This window comes from Nocardioides sp. SYSU D00065, assembly GCF_017916425.1.
Lineage (GTDB): Bacteria > Actinomycetota > Actinomycetes > Propionibacteriales > Nocardioidaceae > Nocardioides.
Map to the genome: position 1 here is coordinate 81,298 of NZ_JAFMSX010000001.1, position 21,814 is coordinate 103,111.

Annotated in this window: 24 protein-coding genes; 3 read left to right on the forward strand and 21 right to left on the reverse strand. The window is 71.7% G+C overall.

Annotation, left to right across the window (positions count from 1 at the left end; translation table 11 throughout):
• Positions 1 to 4: 4 nt before the first annotated feature.
• The gene (gene moaA / locus J3P41_RS00445; RefSeq protein WP_210443255.1) at positions 5 to 994 is read right to left on the reverse strand and encodes a GTP 3',8-cyclase MoaA; all 990 of its coding nucleotides are present in this window, start codon (positions 992 to 994) and stop codon (positions 5 to 7) included.
• A 71-nt stretch (positions 995 to 1,065) separates the two neighbouring features.
• Between moaA and J3P41_RS00450 the strand changes: the two genes are divergently transcribed.
• Positions 1,066 to 1,878 carry an SURF1 family protein gene (locus J3P41_RS00450; protein WP_210443256.1) on the forward strand — a complete coding sequence of 271 codons (813 nt, stop codon included), beginning with the start codon at positions 1,066 to 1,068 and terminating at the stop codon, positions 1,876 to 1,878.
• Here the strand turns inward: J3P41_RS00450 and J3P41_RS00455 are convergent.
• The 4 genes from J3P41_RS00455 to J3P41_RS00470 all read right to left on the reverse strand — a co-directional run bounded on the left by J3P41_RS00455 (position 1,822) and on the right by J3P41_RS00470 (position 7,053).
• Positions 1,822 to 2,592, reverse strand: coding sequence for an SDR family oxidoreductase (locus J3P41_RS00455; RefSeq protein ID WP_210443257.1), 771 nt, complete (start codon positions 2,590 to 2,592; stop codon positions 1,822 to 1,824). The genes J3P41_RS00450 and J3P41_RS00455 overlap by 57 nt on opposite strands.
• Positions 2,593 to 2,634: 42 nt before the next feature.
• Positions 2,635 to 4,524, reverse strand: coding sequence for an ABC transporter ATP-binding protein (locus tag J3P41_RS00460; protein ID WP_210443258.1), 1,890 nt, complete (start codon positions 4,522 to 4,524; stop codon positions 2,635 to 2,637).
• 119 nt (positions 4,525 to 4,643) lie between these two features.
• Positions 4,644 to 5,426, reverse strand: coding sequence for an enoyl-CoA hydratase/isomerase family protein (locus tag J3P41_RS00465; RefSeq protein WP_210443259.1), 783 nt, complete (start codon positions 5,424 to 5,426; stop codon positions 4,644 to 4,646).
• Between the two features lie 28 nt (positions 5,427 to 5,454).
• Positions 5,455 to 7,053, reverse strand: a complete 1,599-nt coding sequence (locus tag J3P41_RS00470) for an ABC-F family ATP-binding cassette domain-containing protein (protein WP_210443260.1) — start codon at positions 7,051 to 7,053, stop codon at positions 5,455 to 5,457.
• A gap of 110 nt (positions 7,054 to 7,163) precedes the next feature.
• Between J3P41_RS00470 and J3P41_RS00475 the strand changes: the two genes are divergently transcribed.
• Positions 7,164 to 8,093, forward strand: a complete 930-nt coding sequence (locus tag J3P41_RS00475) for a neutral zinc metallopeptidase (protein WP_210443261.1) — start codon at positions 7,164 to 7,166, stop codon at positions 8,091 to 8,093.
• A 44-nt stretch (positions 8,094 to 8,137) separates the two neighbouring features.
• Here J3P41_RS00475 and J3P41_RS00480 read toward each other — a convergent pair whose 3' ends face one another.
• The 8 genes from J3P41_RS00480 to J3P41_RS00515 form a co-directional block, all read right to left on the reverse strand.
• Positions 8,138 to 9,052: a phosphotransferase gene (locus tag J3P41_RS00480; RefSeq protein WP_210443262.1), complete on the reverse strand. Its 915-nt coding sequence runs from the start codon at positions 9,050 to 9,052 to the stop codon at positions 8,138 to 8,140.
• Positions 9,053 to 9,096: 44 nt separating this feature from the next.
• On the reverse strand, positions 9,097 to 9,702 hold the full coding sequence (locus J3P41_RS00485; protein WP_210443263.1) for an acVLRF1 family peptidyl-tRNA hydrolase: 606 nt from the start codon (positions 9,700 to 9,702) through the stop codon (positions 9,097 to 9,099).
• Between the two features lie 29 nt (positions 9,703 to 9,731).
• A complete protein-coding gene (locus J3P41_RS00490) occupies positions 9,732 to 9,974 on the reverse strand; it encodes a helix-turn-helix transcriptional regulator (RefSeq protein WP_210443264.1) in 243 nt (80 codons plus the stop codon).
• Positions 9,971 to 10,843 (reverse strand): ABC transporter permease, encoded by an 873-nt coding sequence (locus tag J3P41_RS00495; RefSeq protein WP_210443265.1) that lies wholly within the window; start codon positions 10,841 to 10,843, stop codon positions 9,971 to 9,973. Before J3P41_RS00495 ends, J3P41_RS00490 begins: the two co-directional genes overlap by 4 nt.
• On the reverse strand, positions 10,843 to 11,769 hold the full coding sequence (locus tag J3P41_RS00500; RefSeq protein ID WP_307861761.1) for an ABC transporter ATP-binding protein: 927 nt from the start codon (positions 11,767 to 11,769) through the stop codon (positions 10,843 to 10,845). The genes J3P41_RS00495 and J3P41_RS00500 overlap by 1 nt, the downstream gene beginning before the upstream one ends.
• Positions 11,770 to 12,269: 500 nt before the next feature.
• Positions 12,270 to 12,815, reverse strand: coding sequence for an NYN domain-containing protein (locus tag J3P41_RS00505; protein WP_210443266.1), 546 nt, complete (start codon positions 12,813 to 12,815; stop codon positions 12,270 to 12,272).
• 49 nt (positions 12,816 to 12,864) lie between these two features.
• On the reverse strand, positions 12,865 to 13,251 hold the full coding sequence (locus J3P41_RS00510; RefSeq protein WP_210443267.1) for a hypothetical protein: 387 nt from the start codon (positions 13,249 to 13,251) through the stop codon (positions 12,865 to 12,867).
• A gap of 18 nt (positions 13,252 to 13,269) precedes the next feature.
• A complete protein-coding gene (locus tag J3P41_RS00515) occupies positions 13,270 to 14,052 on the reverse strand; it encodes an aminoglycoside adenylyltransferase domain-containing protein (RefSeq protein ID WP_210443268.1) in 783 nt (260 codons plus the stop codon).
• A 153-nt stretch (positions 14,053 to 14,205) separates the two neighbouring features.
• Here J3P41_RS00515 and J3P41_RS00520 point away from each other — a divergent pair, with 153 nt between their 5' ends.
• Complete coding sequence (locus tag J3P41_RS00520; RefSeq protein ID WP_210443269.1) at positions 14,206 to 15,156, forward strand: superoxide dismutase; 951 nt, start codon at positions 14,206 to 14,208, stop codon at positions 15,154 to 15,156.
• Positions 15,157 to 15,171: 15 nt separating this feature from the next.
• Here J3P41_RS00520 and J3P41_RS00525 read toward each other — a convergent pair whose 3' ends face one another.
• The 8 genes from J3P41_RS00525 to J3P41_RS00560 form a co-directional block, all read right to left on the reverse strand.
• The gene (locus tag J3P41_RS00525; protein WP_210443270.1) at positions 15,172 to 15,540 is read right to left on the reverse strand and encodes a metal-sulfur cluster assembly factor; all 369 of its coding nucleotides are present in this window, start codon (positions 15,538 to 15,540) and stop codon (positions 15,172 to 15,174) included.
• Positions 15,533 to 15,997, reverse strand: a complete 465-nt coding sequence (gene sufU, locus J3P41_RS00530; RefSeq protein ID WP_210443271.1) for a Fe-S cluster assembly sulfur transfer protein SufU — start codon at positions 15,995 to 15,997, stop codon at positions 15,533 to 15,535. Before sufU ends, J3P41_RS00525 begins: the two co-directional genes overlap by 8 nt.
• Positions 15,998 to 15,999: 2 nt before the next feature.
• Positions 16,000 to 17,235, reverse strand: a complete 1,236-nt coding sequence (locus J3P41_RS00535; protein ID WP_210443272.1) for a cysteine desulfurase — start codon at positions 17,233 to 17,235, stop codon at positions 16,000 to 16,002.
• Positions 17,236 to 17,272: 37 nt separating this feature from the next.
• The gene (gene sufC / locus J3P41_RS00540; RefSeq protein WP_210443273.1) at positions 17,273 to 18,034 is read right to left on the reverse strand and encodes a Fe-S cluster assembly ATPase SufC; all 762 of its coding nucleotides are present in this window, start codon (positions 18,032 to 18,034) and stop codon (positions 17,273 to 17,275) included.
• On the reverse strand, positions 18,031 to 18,366 hold the full coding sequence (locus tag J3P41_RS00545; RefSeq protein WP_210443274.1) for a non-heme iron oxygenase ferredoxin subunit: 336 nt from the start codon (positions 18,364 to 18,366) through the stop codon (positions 18,031 to 18,033). The genes sufC and J3P41_RS00545 overlap by 4 nt, the downstream gene beginning before the upstream one ends.
• Positions 18,366 to 19,574, reverse strand: a complete 1,209-nt coding sequence (sufD, locus tag J3P41_RS00550; RefSeq protein ID WP_210443275.1) for a Fe-S cluster assembly protein SufD — start codon at positions 19,572 to 19,574, stop codon at positions 18,366 to 18,368. The genes J3P41_RS00545 and sufD overlap by 1 nt, the downstream gene beginning before the upstream one ends.
• Positions 19,575 to 19,638: 64 nt before the next feature.
• Positions 19,639 to 21,066: a Fe-S cluster assembly protein SufB gene (gene sufB, locus J3P41_RS00555; RefSeq protein WP_210443276.1), complete on the reverse strand. Its 1,428-nt coding sequence runs from the start codon at positions 21,064 to 21,066 to the stop codon at positions 19,639 to 19,641.
• Entirely contained in the window at positions 21,063 to 21,776 is a 714-nt protein-coding gene (locus J3P41_RS00560; RefSeq protein WP_210443277.1) for a metalloregulator ArsR/SmtB family transcription factor, read from the reverse strand. The genes sufB and J3P41_RS00560 overlap by 4 nt, the downstream gene beginning before the upstream one ends.
• Positions 21,777 to 21,814 lie beyond the last annotated feature (38 nt).

Sequence of the window (21,814 nt, forward strand, 5' to 3'; positions counted from 1 at the left end):
GGCGTCAGCCGCCGATCGCGGACATCGGCCGGTCGGGCTGGAGGAACGTCACGTCGTCGATCCCGTGACCGGCCCGCTTGCCGAGCATCGCGACGACCCACCGCTCGGCGATCTCCTGGTCGCTCGCGCCACTGCGCAGCGCCGTGCGGAGGTCGGACTCCTCGCGGGCGAACAGGCAGTTGCGCACCTGACCGTCGGCAGTGAGCCGCACCCGGTCGCAGTCCCCGCAGAACGGGCGGGTGACCGAGGCGATGATGCCGACCGTCGCGGGTCCCCCGTCGACGTCGAACAGCTCAGCCGGGGCGCTCCCGCGGGGAGCCCCGTGCGGCGTCAGGGTGAACTCGGCGCTCAGCGCCTCGTGGATCTCGTCGGCGGTGACCATCGCGGCACGGCTCCACCCGTGCTGGGCGTCGAGCGGCATCTGCTCGATGAAGCGCAGCTCGTAGCCCTGGGCGATGCTCCACCGCAGCAGCTCGGCGGCCTGGTCGTCGTTGGTGCCGCGCAGCAGCACCGCGTTGAGCTTGATCGGCCCCAGGCCGGCCGCCTTCGCCGCCTCGAGCCCGGCCACGACGTCTTGGAGCCGGTCGCGACGGGTGATCGTCGCGAACGTCTCGGGCCGCACGCTGTCGATGCTGGCGTTGATCCGGTCGAGACCGGCCTCGGCCAGGGCGTGTGCGGTGCGCGTCAGGCCGAGCGCGTTGGTGGTGAGCGACGTCTCCACGCCGAGCGCGTGGGTGCGCGCGACGATGTCGACGAGCCCGCGGCGCAGCAGCGGCTCCCCGCCCGTGAACCGCACCTCGGCGATGCCGAGCCGTTCCACACCGATGGTGACGAGCCGGACGACCTCGTCGTCGCTCAGCGTCTGCTCGGTGGGCAGCCAGTCCAGCCCCTCGGCAGGCATGCAGTAGTTGCACCGCAGGTTGCACCGGTCGGTGAGCGACACACGCAGGTCCGTGGCCACGCGGCCGAAGCGGTCTGCCAGAGGTGTCGTCACGTCTCGAGTCTACGGGCGAACCGTCGTCACCACCCGTCCGCGGCTCAGGATGCGCCGGATAGCCTCAGCGAGTGCACAAGCTGCGGTTCCTGGTCTCGCGGCGCTGGATCGCCTTCGCGCTCGTCGTCGTCTTCCTCGCATGGGTCGCGTGGCGCCTCGGCGAGTGGCAGTTCCACCGGCTCGAGGACCGCCGCGAGCGCAACGAGATCATCCAGCGCAACGAGAAGGCCGGCGCCGATCCCGTCGCCGAGGTGATGGCGCCCGGCAAGACCGTCGCGGAGACCGACGAGTGGCGCATCGTCGAGGCGCGAGGCACCTATGCGGTCGACGACACCGTGATCGTGCGGTACCGCACCCGCGACGGCGCTGCCGGCGTCGACGTCGTGGTGCCGCTGGACCTCAGCGACGGTTCCACCGTGCTGGTCGACCGCGGCTGGTTCGCGACCGACAACCGCGGCGCCACGAGCGAGGACGTGCCCGAGCCACCGGCGGGCGAGGTCACCGTCACCGGCTGGGTGCGCCGCGACGCCGAGGGCGACAGCACCGCGGTCACCGACGGGTCCACCCGGGCGGTGAACAGCGAGCGCATCGGCGAGGCGCTCGGCCGCGAGGTGCTCGGCGGCTGGATCGACCTGCGCTCGGAGTCCCCGGCACCGGCGACGCCCCTCGAGCCGGTGGAGATGCCGGAACTGAACGAGGGGCCGCACTTCTTCTACGGCCTGCAGTGGTGGTTCTTCGGCGCCCTGGCCATCTTCGGCTTCCTCTACCTCATCTACGACGAGTGGCGCGGCGGCCGCGGCCCCTGGGGCAAGACCCGCGGTCCGCAGTCACAGCGCGCGGAGCAGCCCGCCGTCGACCGGAAGCATCACGCCCGTCAGGAATGACGCGGCAGGCGAGAGGAGGAACGCGGCCACGGTGCCGAACTCCTCCGGCTCGCCGTAGCGACCCAGGGGGATCGTCGCCTCGGCCGCCTCGCGTGCCGCCTCCGGGTCACCGGTCGACGCGTCGAGCTCGGCCACCCGCTCGGTGGCGATGCGGCCCGGCAGCAGGCCGTTGACCCTCACGCCGCGCGGCCCGAGCTCGTCGGCCAGGGTCTTGGCGACCATCGCCAGCCCGGGGCGCAGCCCGTTGGAGATCGCCATCTCGGGCAGCGGCGCGCGTACGCTGGAGGAGAGCACGAGCCCCAGCGCGCCGCCGTCCGGCAGCGCCGCGCCGACCTCGCGCGCGAGGCGTACGGCTCCGAGGAACACCGACTCGAACGCGGCGCTCCACTGCTCGTCGGTGATGGCGCCGACCGGCCCCTTCGGGGGGCCGCCGACGCTGATAAGCGCACCGTCGACACGGCCCCACGCCTCCTCGGCGGCCGCGAGCAGGCGGGCGGGCGCGTCGCGGTCGGCGTTGTCGGCGACGACGGACACCGCCGCGTCGCGCTGCGCGGCGTCGTTGAGGGTCGCCACGGCGTCGTCGAGTGACGGCGCGGATCGGCCGGACAGCACCACCCGGGCGCCCTCGGCGACGAGGGCCTCGGCGGTGGCCCGCCCCAGTCCGCGCGCCCCTCCGGTCACGAGGTAGACGCGGTCGGTCAGCTGCAGGTCCATGTCCCCGAGCCTAGCGGCGCGCGACGGGCCGCCGAGACGCGCTCAGCCGGACGCGCCGACGGCCGACTCCTCGCGGAACTGCGTCGCGTGGAGGGTCGCGTAGAGCCCGCCGGCGGCGAGCAGCTCGGCATGCGTGCCCTGCTCGACGACCCGGCCGTCGTCGAGGACGAGGATCAGGTCGGCGTTGCGCACCGTCGAGAGCCGGTGGGCGATGACCAGGGACGTACGTCCCTCCAGCGCCGCGTCGAGCGCGCGCTGGACGGCTGCCTCGGACTCGCTGTCGAGGTGCGCCGTGGCCTCGTCGAGCACCACGATCGACGGCGCCTTGAGCAGCAGCCGCGCGATCGCGAGGCGCTGGCGCTCGCCGCCGCTGAGGCGGTAGCCGCGGTCGCCGACCACGGTGTCGAGCCCGTCGGGCAGCGCGCGTACCAGTCCGGCGATCTGCGCCGCCTCGAGCGCGGCCCAGACCTCGGCCTCCGTCGCGTCGGGCCGGGCGTAGAGCAGGTTGGCGCGGATGGTGTCGTGGAACATGTGCGCGTCCTGGGTGACGTAGCCGACAACGTCCTCGAGCGACTCGAGCGTCACGTCGCGGACGTCGTGGCCGCCCACCCGTACGGCGCCGGCCTCGACGTCGTAGAGCCGGGCGACGAGGTGCGTCACGGTCGTCTTGCCCGCGCCGGAGTGACCGACGAGCGCCACCATCTGGCCCGGCTCGGCGGTGAAGGTGACGTCGTGCAGCACCTGGCCGGTCTCGCGCGACTCGGTGCGCGCCACGGTCTCCAGCGACGCGAGCGAGATCTGGTCGGCGCGCGGGTAGGTGAACGCGACGTGGTCGAACTCGAGCCGGGACGCGGTGCGCGGCAGCTCGACGGCGTCGGGCTTCTCCTGGATCAGCGACGGCAGGTCGAGCACCTCGAAGACGCGGTCGAAGCTCACCAGCGCGGTCATCACGTCGATGCGGACGTTGGACAGCCCCTGAAGCGGACCGAGGAGTCGGGTGAGCAGCACGCCGAGGGCGACGATGGTGCCGACGGAGAGGTCGCCGCGGATCGCCAGCCAGCCGCCGATGCCGTAGACGAGGGCGGTGGCCAGCGACGGCACGAGCGTCATGGCGGCGAAGAAGATGCGGGTCAGCAACGAGATGCGCACGCCCAGGTCGCGCACCACGGCCGCCTTGCGCGCGTAGGCGACGTCCTCGGACTCGCGGCGGCCGAAGAGCTTGAGCAGCATCGCCCCGCCGACGTTGAAGCGCTCGGTCATGGCGTTGCCGAGGTCGGCGTTGCCGTCCATCTGCTGGCGCGACAGGTCGGCCAGGCGGTTGCCGACCAGGCGCGAGGCCAGCAGCAGGATCGGGAACAGCGCCAGGCACAGCACGGTCACCGGCCAGCTGAGGAAGAGCATCGTCACCCCGACCACCACGGCCGCGATGATGTTGGAGACGGTGCCCTGCAGGGTGGAGGTGAAGGCCCGCTGGGCGCCGATGACGTCGTTGTTGAGCCGGCTGACCAGCGCCCCGGTCTGGGTGCGGGTGAAGAACGCCAGGGACTGTCGCTGCACGTGGGCGAAGACGCGGGTGCGCAGGTCGTAGATCAGGCCCTCGCCGATGCGGCTGGACAGCCAGCCCGTGACCAGGCCGAAGGCGGCGTCGACCACCGCCACGACGGCGACCAGGGCCGCCAGCCACACCACCAGCGAGGTGTCGCCGGCGCGGACGCCGTCGTCGATGATCGCCTTGAGCAGCAGCGGCGGCACGACCACCAGCGCGGCATCGACCACCGTGATCGCCAGGAAGGCGGCGATCAGCCTGCGGTGCGGTCGCGCGAAGGACAGCACCCGGCGCACGGTGCGGCGCTCGATCTTGTTGTCGACGACGCTCCGGTCGCTGCGCAGGTACCGCCACGGCGGACCACCAGATCCGGGCCCCATCGACATGCGCGCTCCTCCGTCCGCTCATCAGCGTGAACTCCCGGGCAGCGGGCATTGTTCCCCGCTGGATCAGCCCGGCGCGGTCAGCCCCGCGCGGTCAGCCCCGCGCGGTCAGCCCGGCGCGGTCAGCCCAGGGCCGCGGCGAGCGCGCGGAAGCGCCGTACCTGCGCCTCCCGCTCCAGGCGCCGCTGGTCGTCGAGGTCGCGGTCGCTCGCGCCCTGCAGGAGGGCCTTCGTCTCGGCGACGACGCCGGGCATCGGCGCGAGGAGGGCCGCCACGAGGTCGGCGACGGCGCCGTCGAGGTCGTCCGCGGGCACCGCCGTGGTCGCCAGCCCGATCCGCACCGCCTCGTCGGCGGGTACGACGCGAGCGGTCGCGCAGATCTCCAGCGCCCGGGCGTAGCCGACGAGCTCGACCAGCGGCTTGGTGCCGGTGAGGTCGGGCACCAGCCCCAGGGCGGACTCCTTCATGGAGAGCTGCGCGTCGTCGGCGACCACCCGCAGGTCGCAGGCGAGGGCGAGCTGGAAGCCGGCGCCGACGGCGTGGCCGCGGACCTTGGCGATCGACACGAACCGGGGGTCGCGCAGCCAGGTGAAGCCGCGCTGGAACTGCTCGACGCGGGCCGACGCGTCCTCGTCGCTGAGCGCCAACAGGCCGATCACGCTCTCCTCGCCTCGGGTGGCGGGGTCGAGCATGGCCCGGTCGAGACCGGCGGAGAAGCTCGGCCCCTCCCCAGTCAGCACGACCACGCGTACGTCGTCGGGCAGCGTCGCTCCGATGTCGGCGAGGGCCAGCCACATGGCGGGCGTCTGCGCGTTGCGCACCTGCGGTCGGTCCAGCGTGACCGTGGCGACGGGGCTGTCGAGGTCGAGGCGGAGTCCGACGGCGGCGAGGTCCTCGGCAGTCATGGCCGCACCGTACTACCGGGCGGTAACCTCAGGCGAGCGACACCAGGTCGGCGTACTCCTCGCTCCACAAGTCCTCGTCGCCGTCGGGCAGCAGCAGCACGCGGTCGGGGTCGAGTGCGCGGACGGCCCCCTCGTCGTGGGTGACGAGGATGATCGCCCCGGTGTAGCTGCGGATCGCGTGCAGCACCTCCTCGCGGGAGGCAGGGTCGAGGTTGTTGGTGGGCTCGTCGAGCAGCAGCACGTTGGCGCTCGAGACGACCAGGATCGCCAGCGCGAGGCGCGTCTTCTCGCCGCCGGACAGCACGCCGGCGGGCTTGTGCGCGTCGTCGCCGCTGAAGAGGAACGACCCGAGCACCGAGCGCGCCTGCGTGTCGGTGAGCTCCGGCGCGGCGCTGTGCATGTTCTCCAGCACGGTGCGGTTCACGTCGAGCGTCTCGTGCTCCTGGGCGTAGTAGCCCATCTTGAGCCCGTAGCCGGCCACGACCTCCCCGGTGTCCGGCTTGTCGACACCGGCCAGGATGCGCAGCATCGTGGTCTTGCCGGCGCCGTTGAGCCCGAGGATGACCACGCGGCTGCCCCGGTCGATGGCGAGGTCGACGGCGGTGAAGACCTCCAGCGAGCCGTACGACTTCGACAGCTCGGTGCCCATGAGCGGGGTCTTGCCGCAGGGTGCGGGCTCGGGGAACGCGATCCGGGCGACGCGGTCAGCCTGGCGCTCGGTCTCGATGCCGGACATCATCTTCTCGGCCCGCTTGAGCATCGACTGCGCGGCCTGGGCCTTGGTCGCCTTGGCCCGCATCTTGTTGGCCTGGTCGGTGAGCGCCTTGGCCTTGTTCTCGGCGTTCTGGCGCTCGCGCTTGCGGCGCTTCTCGTCGTCCTCGCGCTGGGTCAGGTAGTTGTGCCAGCCCATGTTGTAGACGTCGATGACGGCGCGGTTCGCGTCGAGATGGAACACCTTGTTGACGGTGGCCTCGAGCAGGGCGTTGTCGTGGCTGATCACCACGAACCCGCCGCGGTGCGCCTTGAGGAAGTCGCGCAGCCACACGATCGAGTCCGCGTCGAGGTGGTTGGTGGGCTCGTCGAGCAGCATGATCTCCGCACCCGAGAACAGGATCCGGGCCAGCTCCACGCGTCGACGCTGCCCGCCGGACAGGGTCCCGATGGGCTGGGCGAGGATCCGCTCCTCGATGCCGAGCGCCGCGGCCATCTGCGCCGCCTCCGACTCCGCCGCGTAGCCACCGCCGGCGTGCAGCTCGGCGTCGGCGTTGGCCCACCGCCGCATGCCGCGCTCGTGCACCTTGGGGTCCTCGCTGGCCATGTCGACCTCGGCCTCGCGCAGGCGGCGTACGACCTCGTCGAGGCCACGCGCCGACAGGATCCGGTCGCGGGCGATCACCTCGGGATCGCCGACGCGAGGGTCCTGCGGCAGGTAGCCGATGTCCCCGCTGCGCAGGACCTGTCCGGAGGCGGGCTGGCCCTCTCCGGCGAGGATGCGGGTGAGCGTCGTCTTGCCGGCTCCGTTGCGCCCCACGAGGCCCACCTTGTCGCCTGCGGCGATCCGGAAGGTGACGTCCTCCATGAGGAGCCGCGCGCCGGCTCGGACCTCGAGCTTCTGGGCGGTGATCATCTCGCGGGACATCCTACGAAGGGGTGGTGGCCACAGCCCCATCGGCGACGCATCGCGCTAACCTGCGCGGGGGCTCGACCGGCGCCATCACCTGCGGAAAGGCATCGTCCATGCGCTTCAACCCGAAGGCCAACATCAGCCGAGGTCGGGTCCGTGACGCCGGGGGCGGTGGCGGTCGTGGCGGCGGCATGCGGATGCCGATCCCGGGCGGCGCCCGGGCGGGCGGCGGCCTCGGCGGCATCGTGATCATCGTCCTGTTCCTGGTGCTCACCCAGTGCACCGAGGGCGCCCTGCCCGGCGGCGGGACCGGGTCGGCGGGGCAGGTGCAGGGCGACCCGCAGGGGATCGACAGCGGCGACGAGCGCTACGCCAACTGCCGGACCGGCGCCGACGCGCAGGACGACCCGGACTGCGCGCGCATGGCCGTCGCCCTGTCACTGGAGCAGTACTGGTCCTCGGCCCTGCCCGACCAGGCCGGCACGGACCTCGCTCCGGCGGTCATCAACACGTTCGCCGGGGCGGTCGGCACCGCGTGCGGCCAGGCCTCCTCGCAGGTCGGCCCGTTCTACTGCCCCGCCGACCAGCAGATCTACCTCGACACCACGTTCTTCGCCGACGTCCTCGAGGGCCAGCTCGGCGGCCAGGGCGGCGACTTCGTCGAGCCCTACGTCCTCGGGCACGAGTACGGCCACCACATCCAGAACCTGCTCGGCACGATGGGCCGGGTCCGCACGCAGCAGGGTCCCGAGTCCGACGCCGTACGGCTGGAGCTGCAGGCCGACTGCTACGCGGGCATGTGGACCCGCGACGCCAGCGACGGCGACGGCATCTTCGTCGAGCTCGACGAGGGCGACATCGCCGAGGCCCTCGACTCGGCCAAGGCCGTCGGCGACGACCGGATCCAGCAGCAGTCCGGGCAGCGGGTGAACCCCGAGGGGTGGACCCATGGATCGTCGGAGCAGCGGATGCGCTGGTTCATGACCGGCTACGAGCAGGGCACCCTCGAGGCCTGCGACACCTTCGCCGCGGCGCGGCTCTAGGTGTGATGCCCAGCCAGGTTGGACAACCTGGCTGGGCATCACATCTAGGCGAGCAGCGCCTCGATCTGACCGACCTGCCGCTGCATCGCGCGGATGTACGGCGCCACGCTGGGGTGGCGGAACTTGCCGGCGAGCGCGCCGTCGCCGTCCGCCACCCGTGCCAGGGCCCAGTCGAGCCGGGTCAGCGCGGTGTAGACGGCCATGACCCGGGCCCCGGTCATCGCCTCGGCAGCGGTCGCCAGGCCGGCCGGCAGCGCGGCGACGTACGCCTCCACGAGCGGCTCGACCGCCTCCCGGGTGGCCAGGGAGAGATAGCCGAGGTCGGCACCGACCGGGCCACGACCCAGGTGTGCCCAGTCGATCGCGACGGCGTCCTCGCCGCTGCGCCCGGGGAGGTTCGCCGGCGACGGGTCGCCGTGCTGGGCGACCTGCGGCAGCGCGTCGCACCGGTCGAGCCAGAGCGTGCGGCGGGTCCAGAGGTGGTCGGCGATGTCGGCCATCGGCGTGCGGGCCAGGGTGCGCCAGCCGCCGCGGCGCTCCACCAGCGCCAGTCTGCTGCGCAGCTGGTCACGCGCCAGCCAGGGGTGGCGGCCGAGGTCGACTGCGGCGAAGCGGCCGAGGCAGGCGGCGAGCCACAGGCCAGGAGCGTCGTGCGGCACGACGCGCTCGTGGACGAGCGTGATCCCCTCGTCGTCCTCGTCCACCCGTACGACAGGGGCCTCGCGCAGGCCGGAGGTACCGGCGACCACGCCGCTCAGGGCCACGTCGGCCGCCCGGCGCCAGTAGTTCACGTCACCGGGGACGAGGGCAGTGGGTGCGTCGCGCGGATCCGGTCGGCGTAGCCGCTTGACCACCACGTCCCGGCCCCGGTGCGTGGCCGACCAGACGCCGACGGTCGCCGGCCCGGCTCCGGGAAGGCGCTGCCACCCCGGTTCGGGCTGCCAGGCGGAGGCGTCCATGGGCGCGAACCTAGCGCACCGCGGGACCGGGCCGGCGGAGGTCGTCAGGCGTTGACGACCTCGACCTGGAGGGATCTCGCGTCGCCGATCGCCGCGTCGAGGACCGCGCGGCGCGGATCCGGGACGGCCAACCAGGGAGCGACCACGACGAGGGAGGTCAGCCGCGGGTCGGCGAGCACGGCCTCGACGGCGGTGCGATCGCCGCCGGTGACGACGACCCGGCTGCTGGCGAGGATGCGGGCCGCGTGGTCGGCGGCCGCCTCGTTGGCCTGCCTGGCCTGGTTGTCGCGGCGCCGGGCGAAGCGCTGCTGGCTTTGTCCACCCGCCTTGGTGCGACCCTGCACGTGCCGTTGCCCGATCTTGTGCTCGACCAGGTCGCTCCCGTGCAGCCGCGCCACGGCGAAGCCGCCCTTGCGGACGAGCAGGACCCCCCACGGCGCGGGCGCCGCAGCGGCCTCGGCGAACGCAGCGACCTGCGCCGGACCGTCGTACGACGCGGCGAAGGGCAGCCGGGCGGTGAAGTGCGACCCGTCCTCGGCCTCGCCGCGCAGCGCACCGTCCACCACCGAGAGCGGAGCCGGACCGTGGCGAGCGACGAAGTTGTCGATCCAGCGCGCCCAGCGCGGCGCGGGGACCAGGACGAGCGGCACGCGCAAGACGCTACCGCGCCTCCGCAGGATCAGGCCGGGCGGTCGGCCTCGTCGCTGACCCGTGGGTAGGGGGTGAGGGAGAACACCGACTCGACGGGCACGGCGAAGAAGGCCGCGATCCGCAGCGCCAGCTCGAGGCTCGGACTGTTCTCGCCGCGCTCGAGGTAGCCCACGGTCTGGTAGTGCACGCCCAGCGCGGCGGCCAGGTCGCGGCGCGAGACGCCCTGCTCGGCGCGCAGCAGTGCGATGCGGTTGTGCACGGGATCGCTCACCTGACCCACTGTGTCGCGGCCTCGCGTGCCGCCGCCACCTGGGAGCCGGACTGCCGGCGTGCCATGCGGCGCAGGACTGCGGGCGCCAGGACCGCCCCGACGACGGCCCACGCCCCGAGGGCCCCGACCGTCTCCAGGGTGCGCCACGAGCCGCCGAGCTCGGCGTCCGCGTAGGAGTCGGGGAGGAAGGCCGAGCGCATCCCGAGGCCCATCCAGTACATCGGAAGCACCTGTGCCACGACCTGGACCCATCCCCAGAGCGCCTGGACCGGGAAGAAGATGCCGGAGATCCCGGCCATCGCCATGACCGGCAGCATCCCCCACATGCCGACCTTCTGCACACTGGGGACCACCGCCCCGATCACCATGCCGATGGGCAGCGTCGCCAGCAGGCCGAGCATCACGACCCAGGCCACGGTGAACCAGCCGGAGGCAGAGGCCATCAGGTCGTCGAAGAGCAGGAAGCTCGGGACCAGGACCGCGACGGTCTGCGGGAGGAGGCTCGAGGAGTGCAGCACCAGCTGGCCGGCGAAGTAGCCCACCAGCCCGTGGGGCACGGCCTTGGCGCGCAGCAGCGTGCCGTCCTCCTTCTCCATCGCCAGGCTGTAGGCCGGCCCGATGATGAGGCCGAAGACCAGCAGGCCGGCCAGGATGCTGGGCAGGGCCACCGAGGGCAGCATGAGGCCCGTGCCCTCGACCGGCGTGTCGCGGCGCAGGTAGAGGTAGCCGACCGCGAGGAAGGCCGTGGACAGGTAGAACCACTGGTCCTGGCTGCTGCGCAGGCCCTGGACGAACTCGGTCCAGCCGCGGCGCAGCCCGAGGCGTACGGCGTGCGGCAGGGCGTTCGGGGCAGCGGGTCGCTCACTCATCACAACACCTCCGAGAAGGCACGGGCCGCCTCGTCGGTCTGGCCGGCCTCGTAGCGCTGGACCAGGTCGAGGTAGGCGTCCTCCAGGCTGGCGCGGCGCACCTCGAGGTCCACGACCGGCTCGCCCGGCTCGTTGAGCAGGCGGCGTACGAAGTCCGTCGCGTCGTCGGTCGAGTGCACGAAGCGCTCTCCCCCGCGTGACCACTTCACCTCGACGTCCAGCGCCGCTCGCAGCGCCAGGCGCTCCGCGGTGTCGTCGGCGACGATCCGGCCGCCGGCCAGGATCAGCACCCGGTCGGCGAGCTTCTCCGCCTCGTCGAGGTCGTGGGTCGTGAGCAGGATCGTGGTGTGCTCGAGATCGGCGAGGCGGTGCACCACCTGGTGGAACTCCCGGCGCGCCATCGGGTCGAACCCGGCGGTCGGCTCGTCGAGGAAGAGCAGCTCGGGCCGCCCGATGATCCCCATGGCGACGTCGAGGCGGCGCCGCTGTCCGCCGGAGAACGTGGCGATCTTCTGGTCGGCGAGGTCCTCGAGGCCGACGACCTCGAGCAGCTCGTCGGTCGGCACCGGCCGTGGACGCTCCTCGGTCGAGTAGGGCTCGTAGTAGCCGCCCATCTGGTCGAGCAGCGTGCGCGGCGTCCAGCGCGGGTGGTCGCGCCAGGACTGCAGGACCACGCCGGTGCGCGCCCGCCACGCCTCGGTCGCGCGGCGCGGGTCCTCCCCCAGCACGGCGACCTCGCCGGCGGACCGGTCGCGGAACCCCTCGAGGATCTCGACGGTCGTCGTCTTGCCCGCTCCGTTGGGTCCGAGCAGGCACACCACCTCGCCCGGCCCGACGGTGAACTCCACGTCGGTCAGCACGTCCTTGTCGCCGTAGCGCATGCGCAGGCCACGAACGTCGATGACCGGCGCCGATGCAGTGCTCACGGGTCGAAATGTAGTCCATGTGCTATCGGTGTAGCAAGAGTGCTATATCGTCTTGACGCCGCAGCGGTGTCTCAGCCACATCCGACCGGCCGAGATTGTGGCTCACGCACCGCCCCAGGGACGCGCGCGTCGTACCCCCGCCCCACCGGTGGCTCAGCCACATCTGACCGGCCGAAATTGTGGCTCACTCACCGCCCCAGGGACGCGCGCGTAGTACACGCGACCTAGCGGTGGCTCAGCCACATCCGACGCCCCGACCATGTGGCTCACACACCGCCCCAGGGACGCGCGTCGTACACGCGCCCCGGCGGTGCCTCAGCCACATCCGACGCCCCGACGATGTGGCTCACGCACCGCCCGCAGGACCCACGCGTCGTACGCCCGCCCCAACGGTAACTCAGCCACATCCGACGACCCGACGATGTGGCTCACGCACCGCCCGACGGGCCCGCCGGGCCCGCCGGGCCCGCCGAGCCGTACGGCGCGCCGGCGCCGGACCGTCACAGGAAGTCGAGCGGGTCGAACTCGTCGATCGGGATGACCCGCACCCGGGGCAGCGGCGAGTTGAAGGCCGCGATGTCGTACTCCAGGTCGAAGATGCGCAACCCGGGCAGGCTGCGGAACTGCGAGTTGACGAACTCCGTGAAGCCGATGACGCCGACCTGGCGCGTGCCGTCGCACAGGGCGGACACCTGGTCGACGAAGTCGCCGTCGTGGCTGACCAGCACCACGTCCGCCTGCCGCGCGACCAGCGCCTCGGCCGTGCGCTGGATGGCGATGTCCACGATCTTGCCCTCGCCGCTCAGCGGGATCGGGGTGAACCCGATCGCGAGCAGCGCCTGCACGAAGCTGGTCGGCAGCTCCGTGCCGGCGGCGAGGAAGAACAGCCCGGTGACGTCCTGGTCGAATGCGCGCTCGGCCCACTCCAGCAGCCGGTCCCAGCGGGGCCGCTCCTCGGGACGGGGGCGCCGGCCCAGGATCGAGGTGCCCAAGGTGGCGTCGATGTTCTCCCCGTCGACGAGGAGGTAGGTCATCCGCTCGGCCATGCGAGGACTCTCCCACACGGGCCGGCTGGGGTGCCTCAGCCGCCGTGGCTCAGCTGCGGTAGACGACCTTGAACGACTCCACGACCTCGTCGTCGGACACGGCCACGTCGGTGACCTCCACCAGGGCGCGCGGCACGCCCGCCCCGTCGCAGAGGATCGACAGCACGCCGACCGCCGGCAGGTCCCCCGCGTAGTCGCCCGTCGCGGCGGTCGTGCTGCCCGACTCGGCCGCGAGCACCTCGGCGACGAATGCGTCGGACTCCGCCGCGGACTCGCCGAACGCCCAGGCCGGGGGCGGCACGGACTCCAGCGTCGTCGGGCCGAAGTAGGACGGCGCCGCGTTGAGCTTGGCGTGGTAGCGGGCGAGCTCCCAGAAGACCCGCAGCTCCTCGTGGTCGAACTCGATCTCGGACAGGTCGACCTCGGGCTGCTCCATGGCACGCCAGCGTAGCGGTCAGGCCACTGCTGCCGCGTACGCCGCGAACTCGCGCGCCGCCTCGAGCGAGCCCGGCCGGGGCGCGGCGGCGGGGTCGAGACCGAGGTCGCGGTCGGCCAGCACCTGCTGCAGCAGCGGGCGCCAGACCGGGTCGCCGTGCACCATCGTCCAGCGCAGCGAGTCCCGCTTGCTGGCCACCCGCGCGGTGCGCACCGTGTACAGGCAGCGACAGGCCTGCACGACCAGGTAGCGCTGGCACCACGCGACGTCCGGCGGGCACCAGCGCAAGACGTCGTCGCTGAGGGTCGCGAGAGCGGCGCGTGCTCGCTCGCGCAGCACGTCCTCGGGCACGGCGTCGACGAGCTCCACGGGGCACGGGCCGACCAGGGTGATGCCGTGCTCGCGCAGGATCCACCGGGTCCAGGCCTGGTTGCAGTGCTCGGACCACCCGAGCTCGTCGTGCCCGTGGTCGACGTGCAGCCATGCGCGCCCGAGCCCCGCCACCGACGCCAGCTCGTCGGCGACGGCGTACGAGCCCTCGAGGTGGCGGTTCCAGAACCCGTCGCGGTGCGGCAGGTCGGCGTGCAGCGTACGCAGCGCCGCCTCCTGCGCTGCGTCCGGCCGCTCCCGGAGCACGACGAGGAAGTCGCAGTCGCTGTGCAGGTCACCGGCACCCAGCGCGAACGAGCCCTGCACGTAGGCGCCCACGAACGTCTCACCGAGCGCGCTCCGAGCGCCGGTGACGAGGTCGTGCAGCACGCCGTTGAGCTCGGCGTAGCGCGTGGGATGGGGGTTCAGCACGCTTGGAGTGTGCGCCCGCGTGGTGCTTCCCGCCACCGGGTTTCCGCCGGGCGCCGAGTCGGCCGCCGCCGCGGCGCCGACGACCCTGGTCCGTGCGGCCGGGCGGGACTACCGTCGAGGTGCGCCTCTCCCCCACCGTCTCGGAGGTTCCCCATGCGTCGTGTCCACGTCACTGCTGCCGCCGCCGTCCTCGGCCTGGCGCTCCTCGCCGGGCCGCCACCCGCCGTCGCGGGCGTCGCCGCCCCGGACGGCACGTTCCCGTCCCGCATCGCGCTGCCCGACGGGTTCCAGCCCGAGGGGATCGCCATCGGCCCCGGCCCGACGGCGTGGTTCGGCTCGCGCGCCGACGGCGACATCTACGAGGTGTCGTTGCGCACGGGCCGCGGCAGGGTGATCAGCCAAGGTCCGGGCACGCCCTCGGTGGGTCTGAAGTCCGACCGCCGCGGCCTGCTCTACATCGCCGGGGGCAGCTCCGGCACCGCGCGGGTCGTCGACGCCGACACCGGCGAGGTGCGAGCCGACGTGGCCCTCACGACCGCGACCAGCTTCGTCAACGACGTGGTCCTGACCCGCGGCGCCGCGTGGTTCACCGACTCCGCGCAGCCGCAGCTCTACCGCCTCGACCGCGGCCCCGGTGCCACCGCGACGACCGTCCCGCTGACCGGTGAGTGGGTGCAGGGCACCGGGTTCGGCGCCAACGGCACCAGCACCACGCCGACCGGGCGCCACCTGCTCGTCGTGAACTCGACCACCGGCCTGCTCTACCGGGTGGACCCCGCCACGGGCGCAGCGACCGAGGTCGACCTCGGCGGTGCGTCGCTCACGATGGGCGACGGCATGCTGCGCCACGGCAGGACCCTGTACGTCGTGCGCAACCGGCTGGAGAAGATCGCCGTGCTGCGCCTGTCGCGCAGCGGCCTGACCGGCCGGCTGGTGCGGACGATCACCGAGGCCGACCTCGACGACTCCACGAGCTTCGACGTGCCGACGACGGTGGCCCGCTTCGGGGCGCACCTCTACCTGCCGAACGCGCGCTTCGAGACCACCCCGACCCCGACGACGGAGTACTGGGTGACCCAGGTGCGCGCGCCTCGCCGGCGCTGAGCCGGTTGAGCTCGCTCAGACGTTGAAGCCGAGGGCCCGCAGCTGCTCGCGGCCGTCGTCGGTGATCTTGTCCGGACCCCACGGCGGCATCCAGACCCAGTTGATGGCCACGTCGCCCACCAGGCCCTCGAGGGCGGACTCGGTCTGGTCGGTGATCACGTCGGTCAGCGGGCAGGCCGCGGAGGTGAGGGTCATGTCGAGCACGGCGTTGCTGTGCTCGTCGAGGTGTACGCCGTAGACGAGGCCGAGGTCGACGACGTTGATGCCCAGCTCGGGGTCGACGACGTCCTTCATCGCCTCGGTCACGTCCTCGACCGTCACGGTCGCCGTGCCGCCGCCGGCTGCGGCCTCGGGGACCTCCGGCAGGTCGCTGTGGTCAGGCATGTCCATCTCCTTGCGGGTCGGTCCGGGCCTGGGTGGTCGCGTCCTTCCACGCCATCCAGGAGAGCAGGGCGCACTTCACGCGCGCGGGGAACTTGGCGACGCCGGCGAACGCGATCCCGTCCTCCAGGACGTCCTCGTCGGGCTCGACCTGCCCCTTGCCCTGCATGAGCTCGAGGAACGTCTGGTGAATCGACATCGCCTCGTCGACCGGCTTGCCGATCACGAGGTCGGTCAGCACCGACGCGGAGGCCTGCGAGATCGAGCACCCGACGGCGTCGTACGACACGTCCTCCACGACCCCGTCGGCGAGGTGCACCCGCAGGGTGACCTCGTCGCCGCAGGTCGGGTTGACGTGGTGCACCTCGGACCCGAACGGGTCGCGCAATCCCTTGTGGTGCGGGTTCTTGTAGTGGTCCAGGATGATCTCCTGGTAGAGCGAGTCGAGATCGGTGCTCATCGTCAGCCCACCTTGAAGTAGCTGCGGGTGTGGTGGAGCGCCTCGACCAGCGCGTCGATCTCGGCGGGGGTCGTGTAGAGGTACGACGACATCCGCGTCGAGCTCTGCACGCCGTAGCGGGCGTGCGCCGGCTTGGCGCAGTGGTGGCCAGCCCGTACCGCGACGCCGCGCGAGTCGAGGACCTGCGCGATGTCGTGCGGGTGGACGCCCTCGAGCTCGAACGAGATCGCCCCGCCCCGCTCGGACGCGTCGAGCGGACCCAGCACGGTCAGTCCCGGCACGTCCTGCAGCCCCTGGAGTGCGTACGCCGTGATCGCCTGCTCGTGGCGGTGGATGGCGTCGAGCCCGATGTGGCGCAGGTAGTCGACCGCCGCGCCGAGCCCGACGGCCTCGACGATCGGCGGGGTGCCGGCCTCGAAGCGGTGCGGTGCGCAGGCGTACGTCGAGCGCGCCATGGTGACGGTCTCGATCATCTCGCCGCCCCCGTGGAACGGCGGCAGCTCGTTGAGCAGCTCCTCACGGCCCCACAGCACGCCGATGCCCGTCGGGCCGCACACCTTGTGGCCGGTGAAGACGAGGAAGTCGCAGCCGACGGCCTGGACGTCGACCGGCAGCTGGGGCGCCGCCTGCGAGGCGTCGACCACCGACCGGGCGCCGACCGCGGCCGCACGAGCCACCAGCTCCTCGACCGGGTTGATCGTGCCGAGCATGTTGGACACCCAGGTGAACGCGACGACCTTGGTGTGCTCGTCGATGAGCCCGTCGGCGCCGTCGAGGTCGAGCCGGCCGTCGTCGGTCAGGCCGAACCAGCGCAGCTCGGCGCCCGAGCGCTCGCACGCCAGCTGCCACGAGACGATGTTGGAGTGGTGCTCCATCTCGGTGATCACGACGTTGTCGCCGGGGCCGAGCTCGATCGTGCGGGCGAGCAGGTTGAGCGCCTCGGTGGCGTTCTTGGTGAAGACGACCTCGTTGCGCGACGGCGCGTTGAGGAACGCCGCCACCTGGTCGCGCGCGCCCTCGTAGGCCTCGGTCGACTCCGCGCCGAGCTGGTGCATGGCGCGGGCGATGTTGGCGTTGTGCCGCTCGAGGTGGTCGACCATCGTGTCGATGACGACCTGCGGCTTCTGCGAGGTGTTGGCGCTGTCGAGGTAGACCAGCGGCACTCCGTCCGCGAGCGTGCGCTCGAGGATCGGGAAGTCCTTGCGGATCACGTCGAGATCCGGCAGCAGTCCTTCCATCGTGGTCCTCCTCTTCCGGTGCGGCAGGTGGGGGTGGTCAGGCCGTCGCGGCCTTGAGGTACTTGTCGTAGCCGTTGGCCTCCAGCTCGTCGGCGAGTTCCTTGCCGCCGGACTCGGCGACCTTGCCGTCGACGAACACGTGCACGTGGTCGGGCTCGATGTAGCGCAGGATGCGGGTGTAGTGCGTGATCAGCAGCACGCCCTTGCCCTCGCGCCGGCGGAACCGGTTCACGCCCTCGGAGACGACCTTGAGCGCGTCGATGTCGAGGCCGGAGTCGGTCTCGTCGAGCACCGCGACCTTGGGGTCGAGCAGCTCGAGCTGGGCGATCTCGTGGCGCTTCTTCTCACCACCGGAGAAGTTCTCGTTGACCGAGCGCGAGGAGAAGGTCGCGTCGAGGTTGAGCCGCTCGAGCGCGCCGTTGACGTCCTTGACCCACGTGCGCAGCTTGGGCGCCTCACCGTCGATCGCGGTCTTGGCGGTCCGAAGGAAGTTGGCCACCGAGACGCCGGGCACCTCGACGGGGTACTGCATGGCGAGGAAGAGCCCGGCACGGGCCCGCTCGTCGACCGAGAGCGACAGCACGTCCTGCCCGTCGAGGGTCACCGAGCCGCCGGTGATCGTGTACTTCGGGTGGCCGGCGATCGAGTACGCGAGCGTTGACTTGCCGGAGCCGTTGGGGCCCATGATGGCGTGCGTCTCGCCGTCGTTGATGGTGAGGTCGACGCCCTTGAGGATCTCCTTGGGGCCGTCCTCGGTGTCGACGGTGACGTGCAGGTCGGTGATGACGAGCTTGCTCATGCGGGGGTGACTCCGTTCAGGGTGGTCTCGGTGTCGACGTAGACGTCGGTGCCGCGCACGTCGACGGGGAAGGTGGCGACCGGCTCGGTCGCCGGGAGGTTCGTGGGCTTGCCGGTGCGCAGGTCGAACATGGACCCGTGCAACCAGCACTCGATCTGGCAGGAGGCGACCTCGCCCTCGCTCAGGGCCACCGCGGCGTGGCTGCACTCGTTCTGCAGCGCGAACACCTCGTCGCCGTCGCGGGCCACGACGACCTCGAGGTCGCCGAGGGTCACCGCGAGGCCCTGGTCCGCCATGAGCTCGTCGAGGGAGCAGGCGCGCTCGAAGGCCATCAGGCACCCGCCCCGGACGTCGTGTCCTTGAGGACGTTCTTGGCCAGCTCGGCCTCGACGGTGCTCAGCAGCCGCTCCTCGATCGAGGGGACCCCGACCTTGCGGATCAGGTCATTGAAGAACCCGTGCACCACCAGCCGCTGCGCCTCCTGCTCGGACACGCCGCGCGACTGGAGGTAGAACAGCTGGTTGTCGTCGAAGCGAGCGGTCGCCGAGGCGTGCCCGGCGCCCTCGATCTCGCCGGTCTCGATTTCGAGGTTGGGGATGGAGTCGGCCTGGCAGCCGTCGGTGAGGACCAGGTTGCGGTTCTCCTCGTAAGTCTCGATGCCCTCCGCCACCTTGCGGATCAGCACGTTGCCCACCCACACGGTGTGCGCCTTCTCGCCCTGCAGCGCGCCCTTGTAGATCGCGTTGGACTTGGTGCGCGGCGCCGTGTGGTCGGCGAAGATCCGGTGCTCGATGTGCTGGCCGGCGTCGGCGAAGTAGAGGCCGAGCAGCTCCGCGGAGCCGCCGGGGCCGTCGTAGGTCACGTTGGCGTCCATCCGGACCAGGTCGCCGCCGAAGGAGATCGCCGCGTGCCGGTACGTCGCGTCGCGGCCCACGCGGGCCTGGTGGTGCGCCAAGTGGACGGCGTCGTCGGCCCAGTCCTGGATGGACACGACCGTGACGTCCGCACCGTCGCCGACGACGACCTCGACGACCGCGGCGACCGACGAGGAGCCGGTGTGGTTGAGCACCACCACGGCACGGCTGTGGCGGCCGAAGCGCAGGGCCACGTGGCCCGCCTCGGTGACCGTGACGTCCTTGCCGTCGAGGTCGACGACGATCGGCTCGGCCACCTCGGTGTCGGCCGGCACGTCGACCAGCAGGCTGGCCGGCACCTCGGCGAGCACGCGGGCCGCCCACCGGGTGTTGGGGACGAGGCCCGAGATGCCGCGCAGGGCACGCGCCTCGTCACCCGAGACACCCTCGATGCGAACGCCCTCGGGGGTGTTCCAGGTGCACGAGGTCGCCGAGGGCATGAACTCCGCGTCGGCGTGCAGCCCGCGCAGCCGCTTGAGCGGCGTGAAGCGCCAGATCTCCTCGCGCCCGGTCGGCACGGTGTGGTCGGCCACGTCGAACGAGCCGGTCGGGTGGAGGTGGCTCTCGACCTTGTCGAGCGCGGGTGCCTGCTCTAGCGCGGAGCGGACGGAATCGGTGATGGTCAACTGTCTACTTTCCTTGTACTCGAGGAGCTTCGTACTGTCGTCCCGGCCGCTCGGCCGGGATCAGTCAGCCGACCGCGCCCTCCATCTGCAGCTCGATGAGGCGGTTGAGCTCGAGGGCGTACTCCATCGGCAGCTCCTTGGCAATGGGCTCGACGAATCCGCGCACGATCATCGCCATCGCCTCGTCCTGCTCCATGCCGCGTGACATGAGGTAGAAGAGCTGGTCGTCGGAGACCTTCGAGACGCTCGCCTCGTGGCCCATCGACACGTCGTCCTCGCGGATGTCGACGTAGGGGTAGGTGTCGCTGCGGCTGATCTGGTCGACCAGGAGGGCGTCGCACAGCACGTTGGACTTCGACCCGTGCGCGCCCTCGTTGACCTGGATCAGGCCGCGGTACGACGTCCGGCCACCGCCGCGGGCCACCGACTTGCTCAGGATGGAGCTCGACGTGTGCGGTGCGGCGTGCACCATCTTGGCGCCGGCGTCCTGGTGCTGGCCCTCGCCGGCGAAGGCGATGGACAGCGTCTCGCCCTTGGCGTGCTCGCCCATCAGGTAGACGGCGGGGTACTTCATCGTCACCTTGGACCCGATGTTGCCGTCGACCCACTCCATGGTCGCGCCGGCCTCGCACGTGGCGCGCTTGGTGACGAGGTTGTAGACGTTGTTCGACCAGTTCTGGATGGTCGTGTAGCGCACGCGGGCGCCCTTCTTCACGACGATCTCGACGACCGCGGAGTGCAGGGAGTCCGAGGAGTAGATCGGGGCGGTGCAGCCCTCGACGTAGTGCACGTAGGAGTCCTCGTCGGCGATGATCAGCGTCCGCTCGAACTGGCCCATGTTCTCGGTGTTGATCCGGAAGTAGGCCTGGAGCGGGATGTCGACGTGGACGCCCTTGGGGACGTAGATGAACGAGCCACCGGACCACACCGAGGTGTTGAGCGCGGCGAACTTGTTGTCGCCGACCGGGATGACGGTGCCGAAGTACTCCTTGAAGAGCTCCTCGTGCTCCTTCAGCGCGGTGTCGGTGTCGACGAAGATGACGCCCTTCTCCTCGAGGTCCTCGCGGATCGAGTGGTAGACGACCTCGGACTCGTACTGCGCGGCGACGCCCGCGACCAGGCGCTGCTTCTCCGCCTCGGGGATGCCGAGCTTGTCGTAGGTGTTCTTGATGTCCTCGGGCAGCTCCTCCCACGAGGTCGCCTGCTTCTCGCTGGACCGCACGAAGTACTTGATGTTGTCGAAGTCGATCGTCGACAGGTCCGAGCCCCAGGTCGGCATGGGCTTGCGGTGGAACAGCTTCAGGCCCTTGAGGCGCAGGTCGAGCATCCACTGCGGCTCGGACTTCTTGTGGGAGATGTCGCGCACGACGTCCTCGTTGAGGCCACGCGTCGCAGTGGCGCCGGCGTCGTCCTTGTCGGCCCAACCGAACTCGTAGCGACCGATGCCCTTGAGCTCGGGGTTGAGGTCTTCGATGCTCAGGTTCTGGGTCATGACTGCTCCTTCTGAGGGTCCTGCTGCGGGTCCGTCTGGGTGGTCGGAAGGGTCTGGGGGATGCACGTGGTGCAGACGCCGTCGCCGTGGGCGATGGTCGCCAGCCGTTGGACGTGCCTGCCGAGCACGGAGGCGATCGCCTCCGTCTCGGCCTCGCACAGCTGGGGGAACTCGGCGGCGACGTGGGAGACCGGGCAGTGCTGCTGGCACAGCTGCTCCCCCACGACGGGCAGGCCGCGCACCGAGGCGGCGTAGCCGTTCTGCGTGAAGACCCGGGCCAGCGCCTCGGCGGGCGTCAGGCTGGGATCGGCGGCCGCCACGGCGGCGTAGTCACGCCCCACGAACGCGACGCGGCGCCGGGCGAACTCCACGACGGCGTCCTCCCCCTGGGTCTCGGCGAGGAACCGCATCGCCTGGACCGCGAGGTCGTCGTACTGCTGGTCGAAGCTGTCGCGCCCCGCCTGGGTCAGGGCGAAAACCTTGGCCGGGCGACCGCGACCGCGGGCTCCGTAGACCTTCGGCTCGCGCGACTCCACGACGCCCTCGACCGCCAGGTGGTCGAGGTGCCGACGCACGGCAGCGGGCGTCAGCTGCAGCCGGCGGGCCAGGTCGGCGGCGCTGGACGGGCCGTTCTCCAAGATCGCGCGGGCCACGCGGTCGCGCGTGGGCGCGTCCCGGTCCGGGGCTGGCGCCGTCCTGGTGAATTCCACAACGCAAGTGTGACGTTATTGCTGGGCGCTCTCAAGCA